This window comes from Hyphomonas sp. UBA4505, assembly GCF_002388685.1.
Classification (GTDB): Bacteria; Pseudomonadota; Alphaproteobacteria; order Caulobacterales; family Hyphomonadaceae; genus Hyphomonas.
Genome location: NZ_DGMZ01000012.1, coordinates 1,125,552 through 1,144,463, shown reverse-complemented (window position 1 = coordinate 1,144,463; position 18,912 = coordinate 1,125,552). Strand labels below are relative to the sequence as shown.

The following is an 18,912-nucleotide window of genomic DNA, read 5'->3' as shown; positions in this document are numbered from 1 at the left end:
CTACTTCTTCGGGCCCTTCACTTCAGTAAGGGTCGTCGCCTTCACGGCCCGGCCGAGATCGACTTTCTTGCCATAGCTTGGCGCGCCGCTGGTGGCGCCTGAGACGGCGCTGCCGCCGCGCACTGTCTTGTTCGTCAGAGGCGGAATGGCCATCGCCTTGGGCTCTGGCGCGTTCTCGTCGAACAGGCTGGCCAATTGCTCCGTCATCGCACCACCGAGCTGTTCGGCGTCCACAATCGTAACGGCGCGTTTGTAGTAACGTGTCACGTCATGGCCGATGCCGATGGCGATCAGCTCCACAGGGCTCTTGGTCTCAATCTCTTCGATCACCTGCCGCAGATGGCGCTCAAGATAGTTGCCGACATTCACGTTCAGTGTGGAATCGTCCACCGGCGCGCCGTCAGAAATCACCATCAGGATCTTGCGCTGTTCCGGTCGCCCCAGCATCCGGTCATGCGCCCATAGCAAGGCCTCGCCGTCGATGTTTTCCTTCAGCAGACCTTCGCGCATCATCAGACCCAGATTGCGCCGCGCCCGGCGCCATGGGGCGTCAGCTTGTTTGTAGACGATATGGCGAATGTCATTCAGGCGCCCCGGTCCGGCGGGCTTACCAGCCTTGACCCAGTCCTCCCGCGAAAGGCCACCCTTCCACGCCTTTGTCGTAAAGCCGAGGATCTCCGTTTTCACGCCGCAGCGCTCCAGTGTGCGGGCCAGAATGTCCGCACACAGCGCCGCCACCATGATCGGCCGGCCGCGCATGGAACCGGAATTATCCAGCAATAGCGTCACAATCGTATCGCGGAACTCCGAATCATCTTCCTGCTTGAAGGAGAGCGGCGCGGTCGGGTCGGTGATCACACGCGTCAGGCGGGCCGTATCCAGCACGCCCTCTTCAAGATCGAAGCTCCAGGAGCGGTTCTGCTGTGCCATCAAACGTCGCTGCAGCTTGTTGGCAAGTTTGGACACCGCGCCCTGCAGTCCCTGTAACTGGTGATCGAGATAGGCGCGCAGCCGCGTCAGTTCCTCAGCGTCACAGAGGTCTGGCGCATTGGCGACTTCATCATTCTCGCGCGTGAAGACATTATAGTTGAACCGGTCGCGATCATCGCCATCCTTGAAGTTCGGGCGCAGCGGCTTGGTCCCGTCCTCATCATCATCAGGCGTGTCATCGGCCTCGGCGTCGACATCCATGTCGACGCTGACATTGGATTCCTCGCCCTCCATTTCCTCGGTGTCGCCCGCATCCATCTGCTCGGCGGAAGAACCCATCTGCTCTTCGGACTCCATGTCCTGATCGCCTTCAGAGGGCTGTTCATTCTCTTCGGACTGTTCCGAATCGTCCTGTTCCTGCGTTTCCACGTCTTCGCCCGGCGCATCGGAGGCAGTCAGGTCCCGGATCATATCGCGTACTGTGCGCGCAAAGCCGGGTTGATCGTGCAATTGCGCGATCAGGCGGTCGATGGCGCCGCCCGTCTCAGCCTCCACCCGTTCGCGCCAGACATCGGCCACGCGTTTCGCGCTGTCAGGCAAGGCGCGCCCGGTCAGCTTCTCGCGCAGCAGAAATTCGAGTGCGGGCGCAAGCACCGCCTCAGCGTCTTCTGCGCCCATCGCGAACTCGCCAGACTGGCAGCGATGGTCCAGGACAGCGTCGAGATTGTCGGCCGTGCCGCGCATAGCATTGGCGCCCAGGCTTTCGATGCGCGCCTGTTCAGCCGCGTCATAGACCTTGCGGGGCAAATCCCCGCCGGGACGATGCGCGAAATGTGCCTCAGCATTGTGGTGCGCACGACGCAGGGCAATGGCATCTGCCTCGCCGCGAATGCGCGCAGCGATATGGGGTTCCAGCTGTTGTGGCGGCGTGCGCAGCGTGATCGTCTCACCGTCCCCGCCCACATCATTGCCAAAGCCGACCTCGACATCACGGTCTGCACTCATCGCTTTCGTGGTGGTGGCCAGCGCCTGCTTGAACAATTCCTGAGGAGAGGTGTCTTTGGACATGGCTGTGACTTAGCGCGGGGCTCCGGCTCAGGCGACCCTCACCATGAGGGCGCTTTCAGGCAGTTCCTCGGCGAAGCAGCGCTGGTACATTTCTGCCACCAGAGGCCGCTCCAGCTCGTCGCACTTGTTCAGGAACGTCATCCGGAACGCATGGCCAAGATCACCAAAGATGGCGAAGTTTTCAGCCCATGTGATCACGGTCCGCGGGCTCATCACTGTGGAGAGGTCGCCGCTCATGAACGCGTTCCGGGTCAGGTCGGCCAGCGTCACCATCTTGGCGAGCGTGTCATCATCCACGCCCGTGGCCTTGGACTTCACGATCTCCACTTCAGCATCATGTTCCAGATAGTTCAGCGTGGTCACGATGCTCCACCGGTCCATCTGGCCCTGGTTCAGCTGTTGCGTGCCGTGATAGAGGCCGGTCGTATCGCCGAGGCCGACCGTGTTGGTCGTGGCGAACAGGCGGAAATACGGATTTGGCTCAATGACGCGATTCTGGTCGAGCAGGGTCAGCTTGCCGCTAGCTTCCAGCACGCGCTGGATCACGAACATCACGTCCGGCCGGCCGGCATCATACTCGTCGAACGTGATCGCCACAGGGCGCTGCAAGGCCCAAGGCAGGATGCCTTCGCGGAATTCGGTGATCTGCGCGCCATCCTTCAGGACAATGGCATCCTTGCCGACCATGTCGATCCGGCTGACATGGCTGTCGAGATTGACCCGGATCATCGGCCAGTTCAGGCGCGCGGCCACCTGTTCGATATGGGTCGATTTCCCTGTGCCGTGATAGCCTTGCACCATGACGCGGCGATTGTGCTGAAATCCTGCCAGGATCGCCATCGTCGTCTGAGGATCGAAGCGATAGGCCTCGTCAATCGCTGGCACATATTCTGTGCGTGTCTTGAACCCATGTACGACCATGTCCGTGTCGAGGCCGAAAACCTCGCGAACATTGATTTCTACGGTCGGCTCCATGCCGTCCAGCACATCGGTATCACTCATCACAGTCATGGCATGCGTCTCGTCATCTATTGCATTGATGGACCTATCACACCTGACGCTTCCGCCAAGCGTGACATAGGGTCAAATGTGGGTTTGGTCCGCCGCGCGGCAACTCATTCAGCAGCTTGCCAGACGATTTCCCCGCCAATGATGGTCATTCGGGCCTGTGCATCAAGGATTTCAGCGGCAGGAATCGTCATCAAATCCCGGTCGAAGACGGAGAAATCCGCAATCTTGCCGACTTCGATCGTGCCGAGGTCATCCTCCTGGAAAGCTGCAAAGGCAGCGGCGGACGTGAACAGGGCCAGCGCCTGGTCCCGCGAGAGGGCCTGTTCAGGGTGCCACCCCTCCCCCGCATTACCGTCGAGGTCCTGCCGGGCCACCGCCGCATAGAATTCGATCAGGGGTGAGCCGACTTCAACCGGCGCGTCCGAGCCGCCAGCGACCACGGCGCCTCCGGCCAGCATGTCCTGCCAGGCATATGCGCCGGCCAACCGGTCCAGACCGAGCCGTGAGGGGGCGAACTTCAAATCGCCAATCGCATGAGATGGCTGCATGGAGGCAATCAGGCCCAGCTCTCCGACGCGCGCGACATCCTGCGGCGCGAAGATCTGCGCATGTTCAATCCGCCAGCGTAGCTCATCGCCATTCCCCAGCGCCTCGAAGGTTTCGAGAATGTGCCGGTTCGCAAGGTCCCCAATGGCATGGATGGCCAACTGGACGTCTGCGCCCTTGGCTTTCATCATCAAGTCGTGGAGCGACTCCGTATCGAGCAAGGAGAGACCATTGGTGTCCGGCTGGTCTGAATAGGGTGCGATCAACAGCGCGCCCCGGCTGCCAAGGGCGCCGTCCATATAGAGTTTCACAGCACGATTGGTGACTGTGTCAGTCTCGAACTTCCGGGACTCCGCCACTTCGAAGGCGTCCACGTCGAAGGCATTGTAAACGCGCAGCGGCAGGCGCCCTTCCCCGTCGAGGCGGGCCATGATGAGCGCCTGGGATGCGCTGACGCTCATATTGTGAACGCCCGTCCAGCCCCGGCTGGCATAGGTATTGGCGCCAACCTCCAGGGCCGTCTCGACATCTTCTTCCGTTGGGGCCGCAAGCAGCTGGAAGACAGGGCCCATCGCATTGTCGATCACAATGCCCGTCGCTTTGCCGCTGTCATCCCGCTCCACCCGGCCGCCCGAAGGGTCTTCGGTCAGTTCGTAAATGCCGGCCGCCTTCAGCGCGGACGTGTTGGCCACGAGGGCATGGCCATCCGCGCGCGTATAGATCACCGGATTATCTGGGCTGACCGCGTCGAGGTCTGCGGCGGAGGGCATGCGCCCTTCCGGCCAGCCGGTCTCGATCCAGCCGCGCCCGAACAGGACTTCGCCAGGAGCCTTGCCCTGGATCTCTGCCTCGGTGCGGGTGACAAGTTCATCTACGGAGGCGGTGCCTTCCAGGTTAAGCGTCAGTTCGCGCTGGCCAATCCCCATCAGGTGCGCATGGGCATCGGTGAATCCCGGAAACATGACTGCGCCTCCGAGATCAACAATCGTGACCTCGTCTTCGCTCCAGTCGGCCGAGGCGGGTGGCACAACGGCAACGATCCGGCCATCAGGCCCGACGACCACCGCGTCAGCGGTGGGCTGGTCAGCGACCCCGGTGTAAATTGTGCCCCCGGTAAAGACGGTAAGGGCTTGCGTCTCATCCGTTTCAGATTGCGGAGCCCCGCCCGGCTGGCATGCTGCCAGAACCCCCAACGCCAGTGCAAAACCCAATACCCGCATGATCACATTCCCTCCAAGACGGGACCATGTGTGGCACGCACGGGCGCCCGCTGCCAGATTATGGACGTAAAAAAGCGCGCGCAGCCTGTGCCGCGCGCGCTTTCAAATCTCATCAGCCCAAAAGGGCCAGACCTTAGGCGACAGCTTTCTTTTCGATGTCGCGCTTGATCTTCAGGGCCTTGGAAGACAAGGCATCTTCCTTTGCCTTCGCCAGGAACGCATCCAGGCCGCCGAGCTTGTCGACAGTGCGCAGGGCTTTCGCCGCGATGCGCATGCGGAAATTCTGGCCCAGTGCATCGGAATGCAGCGTAACCTGTACGAGGTTAGGGCGGAAAATCCGCTTGGTTTTCATTTGCGAGTGGCTCACATTGTGGCCAGTCATCGGCTTGGTGCCGGTAAGTTCACATTCGCGGGACATGGCCTCGCTCCGAATAGGTCTATAGGGATCTCGAAGGCGCGTCGTTACAGGGCAGATGGCCCCCGTGTCAACTCTGAGGATCAGGCATTTCGGCAGTTTTCCGGTTGCAGGTGTCATCCGCTGTCATACTTGTTGAATGCAAACCCCATCCGAATGAGGCATGATCAGGGCATGGCTGTTCAGGTGGTGTTGGAGAAGACGGGGTATAGGGGATGTTGTAACCTAGTGCTCCGGAAAGGATTCTGGTTCAGATGAAACGCGCTTTCCTTCTTGCCTCTGCTGCAGGACTCGCCCTCGCTGGTTTTTCAGCTGCCGATACGGCCCCAAGCAGTGCGGCCCCCGCTGTCCTTGCCAATGTTAAGGCCGGTGAGGCCACACGCATGGTCTATGAACTGGAGGCGAAAGCCTATGTCCTGTTCATCCCGGCAACCGGCCGGGCCCATTTCGATGTCGAGATGCGCCCCGATACCTACAATATCAAATCACGCGTCAAGGTGACCGGCATCGCCGACTGGTTCGTGAATTACGACATGCACCTGCAGGCCTCCGGCTATACGCGCGGCGACGAGCTGAAGACCTATAATTACGTGTCGCAGAACCGGGACGGTAAAAAGAACCGCCGGGTCAATCTGACAATCACGGATGACGATTTCTCGATGACTGCCAATCCGGTCTTCGGGAATCTGGGCGAACCCCCGGCCACGGTTGAGCAGGTCCTCAAGACGAATGACCCGATTACCGCGCTCATCACATTCGCGCTCGAGCCCCGCGCGCCAGGTGCTGACCCGTGCGGCGGTCCGATCCGTCTGTTCGATGGTCGCCAGCTGACCTATCTGCACCTTGAAAATGCCGGCACGAAACAGATTGATGTGAAGGCTTGGTCTGGTGAAGCCATCGAGTGTCACATCACGATGGAAAAGGTCGCTGGCTACAAGAAGGACAAGTCTGACAATGACAATCTGTCAGGCATCGACGGCCCGCTACGCATGTGGCTCGCACCCCTGCCAAATGGTGCAACCGTTCCGGTGAAAATCCAGGCCGATACAGACAAGATCGGCAAAGTCACCCTTCAAGCCTCGAAACTCTATTTTGAGCCGGTTGTAACATCAGAAGCCGCGCTGAATTCTGACGGCGGCTAAACTCGTTACTTTTCGATGGGCAGGCTTCGCAGCGCATCGATCAGCTCAGACATGTCTTCTGGAAGAGGCGCTTCGAACCGAAGCGCCTCTTTCGTTATGGGATGTACAAAGCCGAGCACAGCGGCGTGCAAGGCCTGACGGGGAAAGGCGCGCGCCGCATTGGTTCCCGCAATGTGCGCATCGCTTTGCCCATGGACTGTAATCCCCTTGTGACGTCCATAAACCGGATCACCAATCAGCGGTGCGCCGATATGCGCCATATGCACCCGTATCTGGTGGGTCCGGCCAGTTTCCAGCTGGCATTCCATCAGCGCCGCTGCAGGCAGCCGAGTGCCCTTGTCTCTGGTCCCGAACGTTTCGAGTGCCCGGTAGTGCGTGACGGCGTTGCGGCCAACACCGCTTTCAGGGTTACGCACCACCGCCATCTTCTTCCGGTCTGCAGTGGACCGGGCGATCGGCATGTCCACCGTACCCGACAATGGCCGCGGCGCGCCGCGCGTCACCGCAAGGTATTTGCGTTCAATATCGTGTTTCTGGAACAGTTCAGACAGGCCGAGATGCGCCGCCTCGGTCTTGGCCGCGACCAGAACGCCGGTCGTCAGCTTGTCGATCCGGTGAACAATGCCCGGCCGCTCTACCCCGCCAATTCCCGAGAGTTGTCCCCGGCAATGATGGAGCAGCGCGTTGACCAATGTGCCGTCCCAGCTGCCGGGTGCCGGGTGGACTGCCATACCGGATGGCTTGTTGATGAGGATCAGGTGCTCGTCCTCAAACAGGACGTCGAGCGGGATGTCTTCCGGGTCTGGTGTTGCAGGAACAGGCTCCGGCAGCTTTATCAGATAGCTGGCACCGGCGATGGCACTGCGCTTCGGGTCCAGCACGGCCTCCCCGTCGAGCGTAACCGCGCCTTCAAGAATCAACGCTTTCACGCGCGAGCGCGACAATTGCTCAGCCTTTGAGGCGAGAAAAGTATCAAGCCGGGTGCCGGTATCGTCCGCAGTAGCAGTAATTTTCAGGGTGTCCATTGTGGCGCTTATAGACGAACTTCCGTCTGATCGTCATGCTATTGTCAACAGACCGGACTAGGGGAGGTTCGGAACACGGGAGAGAACCATGACCAAGATCACTCGACGCGGCCTGCTGGGCGCTGCTGCTACCGGAACCCTGAGTGTTGCCGCCTGCGCAACCACGGCTACCAATGTTGCGCCAAAGCCGGCGCCATATGCGGGCGAGGTTGAGTTCCTCCATGGAGTCGCATCCGGTGACCCACTCAGTGATCGTGTCATTATCTGGACCCGCGCCACCCCCAAGACCGGCACTGGCCCGATCCCTGTCTCCTACAGCGTTACCGATCCCGAAAATCCCTCCGCCCCACCTATCACCGGCACAGCTATGGCAAGTGCATCGCGAGATTATTGCGTGAAGGTCGACGTTGCCGGGCTCAAGCCGGGCAAGGCCTATTCCTACGCCTTCAGCGTTGCGACCGAAGCGGGCAATGTCGACTCGCCGGAAGGTCGCCTGAAAACAACGGCGCTTCATGGGGACGCCCCCGTGCGCATGGGCGTAGTTTCCTGCTCAAACTGGCAGTTTGGATATTTCAACGCCTATGAAGCGTTGTCGAAGGAAGAAGACCTCGACGTCATTCTTCATCTTGGTGACTATCTGTACGAATATGGCGTGGATGGTTACGGAGCTGAAGTGGCGACCGAGATTGGCCGCGTTCATGATCCGATCACGGAGATGGTCACGCTCGCCGACTACCGCATGCGCCACGCGCAATACAGGAGCGACCCTGCCCTGCAGGCTGCACATGCGCTCGCGCCATGGATTTGCACATGGGATGATCATGAAAGCACAAACAATTCCTATCGGACGGGCGCCCAGAATCACAATCCAGAAGAAGGCGAAGGCGATTGGTCGGATCGCAAACAGGCTGCCATTCAAGCCTACTTCGAGTGGATTCCATTGCGTGAGCCCGCTGCGGGTGAAATCACATCCGCCGTCTGGCGGAGTTTCACCTTTGGCGATGTCGCCACCATCCATGCTCTGGAAAGCCGCCTGACGGGGCGCTCACCCGATGTCAGCTGGTTTGATGCGCTCACCGGCGTTACCGACCAGGACGTCATGATGCAACGCGTCGCCGAGACCCTGGAGACAATCAATGATCCAGCCCGCACCATGCTTGGATCAGAGCAGGAAGCCTGGCTGTCCGGCGAGCTCAAAAGCTCGGTCGAGCGCGGCAAGGCCTGGCAGGTTCTCGCCAACCAGGTCGTGATGGCCCGGACAAAACTGCCGAATTTCCAGGAAACTCTGACGCCTGAACAACTCGCCGCGCAAGACAACGGCTTTGTCCAGACCATGGTTGGCTTTTCAGCGCTGGGCCTGCCATTCAATCTGGATGCGTGGTCCGGGTTCCCTGCTGCTCGCGAACGGCTCTACGCGGGCGCCGCTGCGGCAGATGCGAAACTGATCACACTGGCAGGAGACACACACACGGCCTGGGTGAACACGCTCTATGACGCCGAGGGTGGCAAACGCGGCGTCGAGTTCGGGTGCACCTCGATCACTTCACCGGGCACAGGCGCCTACATTAAGGGAATCCCCGATCTGGGCGAACAATTCGCCGACGCAAACCCGGAAGTGAATTGGCACGATCCGTTCAATCGTGGTTACACAATCGTCACCCTGTCGAAAGACACGGCGCGCGCAGAGTATCGCACCGTGTCGAACATCCTGAGCCGCGACTATACGGTTGAAACGGTAGCTGTGTACGAAACAAGCCAGGAAAATGGTACACTGAGCGATCTGGTAAGCGTCGCCTAGTCGAGGATACCGGCGAGGCTGGAGCGCCCACCGTCCAGCTTCAGCAGCTCGCCGGTAACAATGGCGGCTTCTGGAGAAGACAGGTACCGGGCAGCATCTGCAATTTCATCAGCAATCGCGGCACGTCCCAGCGGGGTGCGCCGGGTTGTCCAGCTTTCAATACGCTCTTCACGAGGGCGGATGGCGATGATGCCGTTGACGCGTATTTGTTGTTCAGCCAGCTCGACAGCGCCGGCCTTGATGACACCCAGTACGGCAGATTGGGTAATCGTCTCAGTGAACCGTCCTGGCATGGTTGCCATGGCCGAATAGGACAGGACGAACGTGACGGCCCCCTTCTGGCGGATGCGTTCAACACCAGACTCAGGCAGGTCTTCTTGCTCAGAAATCCGTTCGGAAAAGACCTTCAACGCCAAGGCCGCGCCGCGTGTGGCCTTGGCCACCGCCTTGTCGAATTTCTCCTGCGCGAAGTCTTCCAGTGAATCTGCAGCTTCAATATCCGGAATGACGATCAGATTGTCGACTCGGCCAAACGCCTCGACCGCTACGGTTAGCGCGTTGCGCAGACCGAGCCGCGTATGCAACTCACCATGATGGAGCAATACTTCGTCTGGCACAGCGTTCCGTGAGGCGGCTATCCGGTCATCAGAAGGGTCAGCCGCGACGACATGATGACCAAACTTGCTGAACCGACGTGCGACAGCGTCTCCAACCTCACGGCCGAGACCCAGGATGACCGTGACGGGCTGAGCCATAGCCCCTAGGCCCTGGTATCTGTTGTTGGATCAGCGACAGGTCGGCTACGCCTTGTGCGGATGTCATCTCCGACCACGGACAGACGGTCGTTCAGCCGGTGTAGCGCTGCCAGAATTTCGGCCAACAAGCGTACGACGATGTAAAGAAAGCCGAGTACAGTCAAACTGGCGACGATACGTCCGATTCCATGGAAGACATGGCCGCTGAAGATCTGTCCCAACCCTGATAGCACAGCGAACGCTGCGGCTATGAGGAACAGTATGGCGAGGACGCCCGTAGCCTGTTTGACGGCTCCAAGCGTCATCGCTCTTTCCTGATCAAAAATCTCGCGCATGCGTTTTCCTTATGCCTGCTGAAATTCAGGCTAGGGCACAAAGATGAAGGCGAGGTTTCGAGGCCCTAGCTCGCTTCCAACACGTGAAGCTGTTGCTTGATCTGCAGTTTTTCGCGCTTAAGGCGTTTTAATCGAAGGGCATCTGCCGACGGTCGTTTCTGTTCCTCGTGGATAATCTCGTCGAGTTTGCGGTGCTTGTTGGCGAGCTCATTGATCCGGCCTTTAAGCGACATGGCAGTCTCCTTCTTGCTGTTAAGTTGTTGTGTCTTAACGGCAACAGTAAATCACAAGAGGTTGGGGGCGTCACGGGGGGCGGCCCCCGGAATCGCGCTCAAACGCGTGAATTATTGTTTACCTGCCTGCTGGCTGGTTTTCCTGCGCGCTTTCTGGGCGAACATCGCCTGGTCGGCCAGTGCCAGCAGGCTTTCAGCGTTCTGGCCCACCTGCCATTCGACCACACCACAGGACGCGCCGATCCGGACTCCCGGATGGGCATCATCGCCATCACTCCGCACCACCAGCTGGTCGACTTCATGTGTGAGCTGCTCTGCTTTCAGCCGGCTGTCGTCCACATTGGCCTGCGCCAGAACGATTCCGAATTCATCCCCGCCAAGCCGACCCACGATATCGGTCTCGCGCGTATGGCGCAGCAACAGCTCCGCGATACGGATCAGCACCTCATCGCCCGCCGCATGACCGAACACGTCATTGACCTGTTTGAAGTGGTCGAGATCGATATAGATCATCGAAAGCGGTGTTCGGAACCGCGCCGCAAGGGCGATTTCACGCCGGATCTCTCGTTCGAAGGCCCGCCGGTTGAAGACGGGACACAGTGCGTCATTGTCGGCGAGTGAAACCGCCTCATCAAGCGCGTCTCGCAACTCATCTGCGTCTTCACGCAAAACCAACACTTCATCACAGAGGGCTTCAATGGCGGCGCGGGCCCTGAAATCCAATGCTGACAGGTCAACGCCCAGCACATTCAGCAGTGCCAATCGTTCCGTCGCCTTTGGAGTGTAGAAGTCGTCCGCCATGTCGGAAGGTTAAGCAAATATTACGCCGAGATACAGTCATTCCTGCCGCGTGAGCCAACACGCTGGCAGTTGACGCCGCAACCCGCTTACTTATGTTGCGCGCTTTCCAGCGGCGAGGCTTCCCATGACGGACACAGATTCCCCACAGGTCGGCATTATTATGGGTAGCCAGTCTGACTGGCCAATCATGAGGTTGGCCGCTGAGATCCTCGAGGAACTGGGTGTTACGCACGAAACCCGCATCGTGTCCGCCCACCGCACACCTGACCGATTGGTTGAGTATGCAAAATCCGCGCGCGGACGCGGCATGAAGGTCATTATCGCTGGCGCTGGCGGCGCTGCCCATCTGCCCGGCATGGCCGCGTCGATGACCCCCCTTCCCGTGCTTGGTGTGCCAGTTCAGTCGCGGGCCTTGTCCGGCATGGATAGCCTGCTTTCCATTGTCCAGATGCCGAAAGGTGTGCCCGTCGGCACGCTGGCCATCGGTGAGGCTGGCGCGACGAATGCCGGACTGCTGGCTGCGTCGATCATCGCCCTTCAGGATCCTGTCGTCGCAGACAAGCTGGATGCGTTCCGCCAGGCCCAGACGGACAAGATTGGCGAGTCTCCAGAGGCATGACGATGATCGCGCCCGGTCGCACCATCGGGATACTGGGCGGCGGCCAGCTCGGCCGTATGCTGGCTAGCGCCGCGAACCAGCTTGGCTTTGATGTCCACATTTTTTGCCCGGAAACGGACTCCCCGGCGTCGCGCGGTGCGCGCAAGACTTGGAATGCCGATTACCTCGACGCCGATGCAATGCGTGAGTTCGCAAAATCCTGCGATGTCGTCACACTCGAGTTCGAGAACATCCCGGTCGAAGCAACAGACCTGATTGCGTCATGCGGAGTCGCGCTGCATCCCGGGCCCAGATCTCTCGCCATCTCGCAGGACCGCGCCGAAGAGAAGGCATTCCTGAACCGGATCGGCATTCCAACAGCGCCCTACGAAGTCATTGAGTCGGCAGCTGACATTCCTCCTGCCCTGAAGCGTGTCGGGGGCACGGGCGTGCTGAAGACCCGCCGCGATGGATACGATGGCAAGGGGCAGACTTGGGTCCGTGCGGCTGACGAGGCCCAGGCGGCATGGTCCGCCATTGGAGAGGCCCCAGCAGTGCTGGAAGCAGCCATCCCCTTCGAGTGTGAAATTTCAGTCATTGTCGCCCGTTCCAGCGCCGGTCAAACGCTGAGTTGGGCACCCCCACGCAACATGCATGAAGACGGCATTCTGGCCCGGTCGGTCGCGCCATCCGGTCTCAGCAAAGCCGTTGAAACCGAAGCCCGCGAAAAGGCCATGAAACTGGTCGACGCCCTCGACCATGTCGGCGTCCTCACCCTTGAATTCTTTGTACTTTCAGACGGGACGCTTCTGGCCAACGAGTTCGCCCCAAGGGTTCACAATTCCGGTCATTGGACACCGGAAGCCTGCCAGACAGGCCAGTTCGAACAGCATATCCGCGCCATCTGCGGCTGGCCCCTCGGCGATACCCGCCGCCTCCATGACGCAGAGATGCGAAATCTGATCGGTAATGAAGGCTTGGTTGACCCGACGAAGCTGAACGCCGATGAGACTCTGACCCTGTATGGAAAGAGAGACGCCCGACCCGGCCGCAAGATGGGACACATCACGCGCCGGATTGCCCCCAGAAAGGACTGAATGCATGCTGCTTCCCGTTTCGACCTGGACTGACATCGAAACCTGGCTGAAGACGTCCAAGACCATCGTCATCCCGATTGGCTCCATGGAGCAGCACGGGCCGAATGGTTTCATCGGGACGGATGCGCTGTGCCCTGAAATCATTGCCCGCGAAGCCGAAAAGCTAGCGCCGGAGGACATGCTGGTCGGCCCAACCTTCAGTGTCGGCTGTGCCCAGCACCATCTCGGCTTTCCCGGCACGATCACGTTGCGCCCCTCAACCATGATCGCTGCAATGGCGGACTGGACCGAAAGCCTGATGCGGCACGGCTTTGAGCGTATCTACTGGCTGAACGGCCATGGAGGAAACATCGCCACGATTGAAGCGGCCTTCTCTGAAATTCACGCCCGGCGCAGCTTTGACCCGCGCGGCGAGGACAATCGTCACGGCCTGAGTTTGAAACGTCGCGACTGGTGGGATTTCAAATCCGTCATGTCCTTGTGCAACCAGCTCTACCCGGTCGGTCATGGCAGCCACGCCACCGCATCGGAAGTTTCGGTGACATATTACGGCTACCCCGATCATGCCCGCACAGATGTGGAAATGACGCCAAAAATCGCCCCGAACGGCAAGATTGGTGATGCCGTGCAATATCGCCGCGACTTCCCGGATGGCCGTATCGGATCGGACCCCACGCAATCGAATGTGGAAGACGGCGGAAAGATCGTGGCGGCCGCTGCGCAGGCGGTGCTGGACGAGGTACGCCGCTTCTCCGCATAGAGCGGGTCGCTTCTACTTTAGGCCACTGGCCAGACTCGCCGAAGAACGGTATCACGAGGCTCCCGGGAAAGGATCTGTCGCGAAGAATGCTGGACATTCAGAAGCTGGAAAAATCCTTTGGTGAAAAGCGGGCCGTGCAGGGCCTGTCCTTCACCGTAGAAAAGGGAACCGTGCTCGGTTTTCTCGGCCCGAACGGGGCGGGAAAGTCGACCACGATGCGTATGATCGCGGGTGTGTTGGAGCCGGACTCCGGCGACGCCACGATTGACGGCAAGTCAATCGTCTCAGCCCGTCGCGAGGCGCAGGCCGCTTTGGGCTACCTGCCCGAGGGCGCGCCGCTATATGACGACATGACCCCACCAGAATTCCTCGCCTTCATGGCGGCTGCTCGGTCCCTCCCCCGGTCCGAACGTAAATCGGCAATCGAACGCGCCATTGCGGACTCTCGCATTTCCACCGTTTGCGGACAAAGGATCGGATCGCTCTCCAAGGGCTATCGCCGCCGTGTCGGCCTGGCCGGCGCCATCCTGCATGATCCACCCGTCTTGCTGCTGGACGAGCCCACCGATGGCCTAGACCCCAACCAGAAGCGAGCTGTGCGCGCCCTGATCGCGCGTATGGCGCCGCGCAAGGCGATTGTCATCTCCACGCACACGCTGACCGAAGTTCCGGCCATGTGTACCCGCGCCATTGTTGTGGATCGCGGCCGTATTGTTGCCGACGAGACGCCCGAAGGCCTGTTGAAGCAATCTGCAGATGGCACGCTTGAAAGCGCGTTTACGCGGCTAACCGACCAGGCAGAGGCCGAATCCGCATGAACCGGTTCCGTCAACAATTCGACAGTTTCCTGCCGACCTTCCGGCGTGAGCTTGGCGCATACTTCGCAACACCTATGGCCTATGTTTTCCTCGCCGTGTTCCTGCTCTCTATTGGCATGTTCACATGGGAGGCCGCCCGCTTCTTCGATACAGGCACTGCAGACCTGTCCCCCTTCTTCGTCTGGCATCCCTGGATCTACATGATCTTCCTGCCAGCGCTCGCCATGCGCCTCTGGGCAGATGAAACCAGTGCCGGAACCGACGAGCTGCTGCTTTCCCTGCCCCTCGGCATGCCGGGCCTGGTGCTGGGAAAGCTCTGCGCCGCATGGACCGTCGCGGCTGTCGGGCTGGTCCTGACGCTACCCATGTGGATCACCGTCAATTATCTCGGCAATCCTGACAATGCTGCCATCGCGCTGACCTATTTTGTCAGCCTTCTGATGGCTGGCTCCTACCTCTCCATTGGGGCCGCTATCTCCGCCCTCACCCGCAGTCAGGTCACCGCCTTTGTTATGAGTGTTGTCGTGGCCTTCGTGTTCACAGCCGCTGGATGGCCTTTGGTCTTGTCTGGGGTGAAGAGCCTGTTCGGCGCGGGCTTTGCCGACCTGGTGGCCCAGTTCTCGTTCCTGTCGCATTTTGAGGCTGCGCAGCGCGGCGTGCTGGAATTGCGCGCTGTGCTGTTCTTCGTCGGCTTCATGACGCTGTGGACCATCCTCAACGGCCTGTGGGCATCTCGTCAGAGGCTCGGCTGACATGAAGGCGAAACACTACCTCATCATCGCAACAGCGCTCACGGCAATCATTTTCGTTGCGGCAAACCTTCTTGTACAGAAGGTCTTCACTGGCGCGCGCATCGATTTTACCGAGAACAATCTCTACACACTCTCGGACGCGACAAAGTCGACATTGAAAACCGTGGCAGAACCAGTCGATCTGACTTTTGTCTACACACGTAGCGCCGGGCAGGATTTCCCGGCCATCCGCGCCTATGCCGCGCGTGTACGCGAATTGCTGCAAGTCTATGAGAGCCAGTCCGGTGGCAATGTCCGCGTGACCGAGATCGACCCCCTTCCCTTCTCGCCGGCTGAAGACCAAGCGCTCGCCGCGGGCATCACTGCGATCGATACAAACGGCAGCGATCCGCTCTATTTCGGCATCATCGGTCGCAACTCAATTGACGACCAGCGGGTCATTCCCTTCCTCGCACCCGAACGGGAGGTGACACTAGAATTCGACCTGACCCGTATGGTTGCGCGGCTGGACGATCCAGATCCGCCCAGAGTCGGGATCCTGTCTTCGCTGCCCGGCATGACCGCACCCGGAGGTGAAGGTGGGTACACGCTCCTGCGCGACATACACAAATCGTTCGATGTCGAACCAATCGCGGAAACTTTTCAATCATTGCCTGAAGACCTGGACGTCTTGCTCATCGCTCAGCCGCCACTTCTGTCCCCACGCCAGGAATGGCTGATCGACCAGTTTATCTTGCGAACAGGTCGCGCCGTGATTCTCGTGGACCCCGCTGCCAAGACGGTCGCAAGCACGGGTCCGTTCAACATGAGTGACGCGGCCACGTCCTCCTCCCTCATGGCTTGGGGAGATGCCTGGGGTGTGGAACTGTCGACCGCCGCGGTCGCTGACGCCGCCAGCGCCCTGCCCGTTCCGGTCGATACCGGTGGCGGACGCATAGAGGAACTGGCGCATCCGCTGTTTCTCGGCATACCAGCCGGAGACATGAATCAGGATGACCTGATTACCGCAGACCTCAGCCGAGCAGTCAATTTCGGCGCACCGGGAGCTTTCTCTACTGAAGACTTGGCCGCGACCCTTGAGATGACGCCCTTGCTCTCCACAGGGCCAAGCCCTTCCTTCATTGATGCATCGGACGCCATCACCGACATGGCGCCCCAGCAGGTGCTGCGTCAGTATCAAACTGAGCCAGCCCCGCTCGTCCTAGCCGCAAGACTGTCCGGCAGGCTGAGCACGGCCTTCCCGCAAGGTGCGCCGGCTTTCGATGAACCGTCCGATCCAATGCTGGCAGAGATCGCTCGCGCTGAAGCCGCCGCGGCCCTGCCCCACATTTCGCAAAGTGAAACCGATGCACAAATCGTCCTCGTCGCTGATGTCGATTTCATTGCAGATGACTTCTACATAATTCCCAACGAACAGATCGTCGTTGCCGACAATGGCGCGCTGGTCCTGAATGCGTTGGACGCACTGGCTGGGAGTGGAGAACTCTCACGCCTCCGGTCGCGTGCGCCCAGCCTGCGCCGCATGGAGCGAATAGACCGTATGCGGGAAAATGCCGAAGCGATCTATTTCCGCCAGCAATCAGCTTTGCAGGACAATCTCCAGACGGCGCAGGCGCGATTGGAAGAGTTGCAGGCCATCGGTGCAACGGATGGATTTTTCTCTGGCGACCTCGAGGCCGATCTGACCGAAGCCGAGCGTACGGAACTTTTGGACCTCCGCCAGAAGATCGTCGAGTTGCGCGCCCAATTGCGGGAAATCGAGCGCAACTACCGGCGCGACATCGACCGTCTCGAAGGCACGCTCAAAGCCATCAATATCTGGGGCGGCCCATTTCTGGTCTGTTTGATCGGACTATTCGTCTGGTATCGCCAGAAGCGGAAGGCGACAGCATGAGCGATGTGAGATCAAAACAGCGGATTCGTCGTCTCCAGATTATGGGAGGCATTGCGATTGGCCTGACTGCACTGACATTTACTGCCCATAGTCTTCACGGCCCATCTGCGCGGTCGTCTGAACGCGACGGCCAGCGGGTGATCCCCGATTTTGCCGCCATTCGCGCCGATGCCAGCGAGATTCGTGTGACCTTGTCTGATGAAGCCTACACGCTGGCCAACACGCAGGATGGCTGGAAAATGGGAGGCCCGGACGGTTATCCCATCCGCCCCGACCGGCTTGCGGAACTTGCAACGGGCCTTGAAGGCCTGAGCTGGGGCGAAGGGCGCACGCGCGATCCCGACAAGCTGAATCGTATCGGTCTTGGTGACCCGCGAGATGGCGGCACTGGTGCATTGGTCGAAATTCTTGATGAGGATGGCAAGATCACGGCCGCCCTGATTACGGGGCGCAAGGACAGCCGCGTCTATGGTCGCCTGCCAAGCGAGGAACAGGCCTTTCAGGTCAACGGGGACTTGCCGCCACTCTATAGTCATGACGCTTGGCTCGATTTCGATATTCTGGACATCAATTCAGACGCCATCTCGGCCGTAAGGCTCTTCGATTCCATGGGCGAGAGTCTGTATTTGCAGCGCTCTGTCGGATCGAGCGACCGCAGCTTTGTCCCTGGTCCGCCTTTTCAGGACTTCAGATTGGTCAGCCGTCTTGCTGCCTCTACGCCCGCCCTCGCCCTGACGCGGTTTGCACCCATTGGGGTGAAGCCAGCCAGCAAACTGCAAACGCGCACTGTCGCGCGCCATATCACCGAGACCCATGACGGGTTGGAAGTCGAGCTTCGCGCTTTCAGGGAGCCTGATGGGTATTTCGTGACCCTGCGGGCCATTGAAGCCGGCGAAGGCGCCCATCGCGGCAGCACGATCAATGACAAGGCCGAAGGCTGGGCCTATCAGCTGGCAGAGTATGACTGGAATGAATTCACGCCGCGCGTGTCCTCAATTGTGAGAGCGCCGGTCATGGCTATCGAGACCAGACAGCCTGCCCAGCCCTGATCAGGGCGCGATCACCATTGTTTCGAGAACAGGGCCGAAACCAGCTTCCTGGACAATAATCGCACAACCAGACTCACAATGCGGAACACTGAGTTCGACTGGATTTCCCAACCATGGCCCAAGTGCAGATACCCGCGTAACCGGATGAAGCATATCGGTCGTGTTGGCTTCACCGGAAAGGTAATCAACAAGCCAGATATCAGCCAGATCCGGCACTTGTCCCGACAGACGAATTTTGTCGCCGGTACGCACAAGTTGGACATCGAAATCTGACTTGTCCTGAATCTTCGCAAGCGCCCGCTCGACATAGTGGCGCTTGTTGCCTGCGCATTGTTCCTGTCCATTATAAACCGTTTGCGGCGTATAAGGGCCGCGCAATCGAAAGCGATCTGTATAGCCCCGCTGTCGATCCTTGGATTCCGTCATCGCCATCGGGTCCTTGTCGCCAAGATAGTCCCAATAGTCGACGGACCAGGTCAGCACGAGCAGGTCATCGCGCTCGGCATTCACCGCTTTCAACGTTTTGTGGGCTTTTGGGCAGGCGCGGCAATTCTGGGACGCAAACAGCTCCACCAATACCGGACCTTCGGCAAAGGCGGGTGCCACCATGAGTTCCATGGCAAGCAGGAGGGAAAGCACAATTCGTATCATTTCAGTCCCAGTTT

General features: G+C 59.7%; 19 protein-coding genes. 9 read left to right on the top strand and 10 right to left on the bottom strand.

Going from position 1 to position 18,912, the window contains the following annotated elements:
* From cobT to rpmB, 4 genes are all read right to left on the bottom strand, one after another.
* Entirely contained in the window at positions 1 to 1,998 is a 1,998-nt protein-coding gene (gene cobT / locus B3527_RS14750) for a cobaltochelatase subunit CobT (RefSeq protein WP_290480357.1), read from the bottom strand.
* A gap of 27 nt (positions 1,999 to 2,025) precedes the next feature.
* Positions 2,026 to 3,009, bottom strand: a complete 984-nt coding sequence (gene cobS, locus B3527_RS14745) for a cobaltochelatase subunit CobS (RefSeq protein WP_198019831.1) — start codon at positions 3,007 to 3,009, stop codon at positions 2,026 to 2,028.
* Between the two features lie 104 nt (positions 3,010 to 3,113).
* A complete protein-coding gene (locus tag B3527_RS14740) occupies positions 3,114 to 4,775 on the bottom strand; it encodes an amidohydrolase (protein ID WP_290480356.1) in 1,662 nt (553 codons plus the stop codon).
* 133 nt (positions 4,776 to 4,908) lie between these two features.
* Positions 4,909 to 5,193: a 50S ribosomal protein L28 gene (gene rpmB, locus B3527_RS14735; protein WP_034817354.1), complete on the bottom strand. Its 285-nt coding sequence runs from the start codon at positions 5,191 to 5,193 to the stop codon at positions 4,909 to 4,911.
* 251 nt (positions 5,194 to 5,444) lie between these two features.
* Between rpmB and B3527_RS14730 the strand changes: the two genes are divergently transcribed.
* Positions 5,445 to 6,332, top strand: a complete 888-nt coding sequence (locus B3527_RS14730) for a DUF3108 domain-containing protein (RefSeq protein WP_206991848.1) — start codon at positions 5,445 to 5,447, stop codon at positions 6,330 to 6,332.
* Between the two features lie 5 nt (positions 6,333 to 6,337).
* On the opposite strand, the gene B3527_RS14725 is transcribed toward B3527_RS14730, so the two are convergent.
* Entirely contained in the window at positions 6,338 to 7,357 is a 1,020-nt protein-coding gene (locus tag B3527_RS14725) for an RluA family pseudouridine synthase (RefSeq protein WP_206991847.1), read from the bottom strand.
* An 88-nt stretch (positions 7,358 to 7,445) separates the two neighbouring features.
* Between B3527_RS14725 and B3527_RS14720 the strand changes: the two genes are divergently transcribed.
* Complete coding sequence (locus B3527_RS14720) at positions 7,446 to 9,155, top strand: alkaline phosphatase D family protein (protein WP_290480355.1); 1,710 nt, start codon at positions 7,446 to 7,448, stop codon at positions 9,153 to 9,155.
* On the opposite strand, the gene B3527_RS14715 is transcribed toward B3527_RS14720, so the two are convergent.
* The 4 genes from B3527_RS14715 to B3527_RS14700 all read right to left on the bottom strand — a co-directional run bounded on the left by B3527_RS14715 (position 9,152) and on the right by B3527_RS14700 (position 11,279).
* Positions 9,152 to 9,910 (bottom strand): SDR family oxidoreductase, encoded by a 759-nt coding sequence (locus tag B3527_RS14715; protein WP_206991845.1) that lies wholly within the window; start codon positions 9,908 to 9,910, stop codon positions 9,152 to 9,154. The genes B3527_RS14720 and B3527_RS14715 overlap by 4 nt on opposite strands.
* 5 nt (positions 9,911 to 9,915) lie before the next feature.
* Positions 9,916 to 10,245, bottom strand: coding sequence for a hypothetical protein (locus B3527_RS14710; protein ID WP_290480354.1), 330 nt, complete (start codon positions 10,243 to 10,245; stop codon positions 9,916 to 9,918).
* Positions 10,246 to 10,310: 65 nt separating this feature from the next.
* Positions 10,311 to 10,478, bottom strand: a complete 168-nt coding sequence (locus B3527_RS14705; RefSeq protein WP_034817340.1) for a YdcH family protein — start codon at positions 10,476 to 10,478, stop codon at positions 10,311 to 10,313.
* Between the two features lie 111 nt (positions 10,479 to 10,589).
* Complete coding sequence (locus tag B3527_RS14700; RefSeq protein WP_206991843.1) at positions 10,590 to 11,279, bottom strand: GGDEF domain-containing protein; 690 nt, start codon at positions 11,277 to 11,279, stop codon at positions 10,590 to 10,592.
* 124 nt (positions 11,280 to 11,403) lie between these two features.
* On the opposite strand from B3527_RS14700, the gene purE reads away from it, so the two are divergent.
* From purE to B3527_RS14665, 7 genes are all read left to right on the top strand, one after another.
* Complete coding sequence (gene purE, locus B3527_RS14695; RefSeq protein ID WP_206991842.1) at positions 11,404 to 11,898, top strand: 5-(carboxyamino)imidazole ribonucleotide mutase; 495 nt, start codon at positions 11,404 to 11,406, stop codon at positions 11,896 to 11,898.
* Positions 11,895 to 12,974, top strand: a complete 1,080-nt coding sequence (locus tag B3527_RS14690; RefSeq protein WP_290480353.1) for a 5-(carboxyamino)imidazole ribonucleotide synthase — start codon at positions 11,895 to 11,897, stop codon at positions 12,972 to 12,974. The genes purE and B3527_RS14690 overlap by 4 nt, the downstream gene beginning before the upstream one ends.
* 4 nt (positions 12,975 to 12,978) lie before the next feature.
* A complete protein-coding gene (locus B3527_RS14685; RefSeq protein ID WP_290480352.1) occupies positions 12,979 to 13,734 on the top strand; it encodes a creatininase family protein in 756 nt (251 codons plus the stop codon).
* Between the two features lie 86 nt (positions 13,735 to 13,820).
* Entirely contained in the window at positions 13,821 to 14,552 is a 732-nt protein-coding gene (locus B3527_RS14680; RefSeq protein WP_034817328.1) for an ABC transporter ATP-binding protein, read from the top strand.
* Positions 14,549 to 15,304: an ABC transporter permease subunit gene (locus tag B3527_RS14675; RefSeq protein WP_290480351.1), complete on the top strand. Its 756-nt coding sequence runs from the start codon at positions 14,549 to 14,551 to the stop codon at positions 15,302 to 15,304. Before B3527_RS14680 ends, B3527_RS14675 begins: the two co-directional genes overlap by 4 nt.
* Before the next feature lies 1 nt (position 15,305).
* Complete coding sequence (locus B3527_RS14670; protein ID WP_290480350.1) at positions 15,306 to 17,198, top strand: Gldg family protein; 1,893 nt, start codon at positions 15,306 to 15,308, stop codon at positions 17,196 to 17,198.
* The gene (locus tag B3527_RS14665) at positions 17,195 to 18,247 is read left to right on the top strand and encodes a DUF4340 domain-containing protein (protein WP_290480349.1); all 1,053 of its coding nucleotides are present in this window, start codon (positions 17,195 to 17,197) and stop codon (positions 18,245 to 18,247) included. Before B3527_RS14670 ends, B3527_RS14665 begins: the two co-directional genes overlap by 4 nt.
* On the opposite strand, the gene B3527_RS14660 is transcribed toward B3527_RS14665, so the two are convergent.
* Complete coding sequence (locus B3527_RS14660; RefSeq protein ID WP_290480348.1) at positions 18,248 to 18,886, bottom strand: DUF1223 domain-containing protein; 639 nt, start codon at positions 18,884 to 18,886, stop codon at positions 18,248 to 18,250.
* Positions 18,887 to 18,912 lie beyond the last annotated feature (26 nt).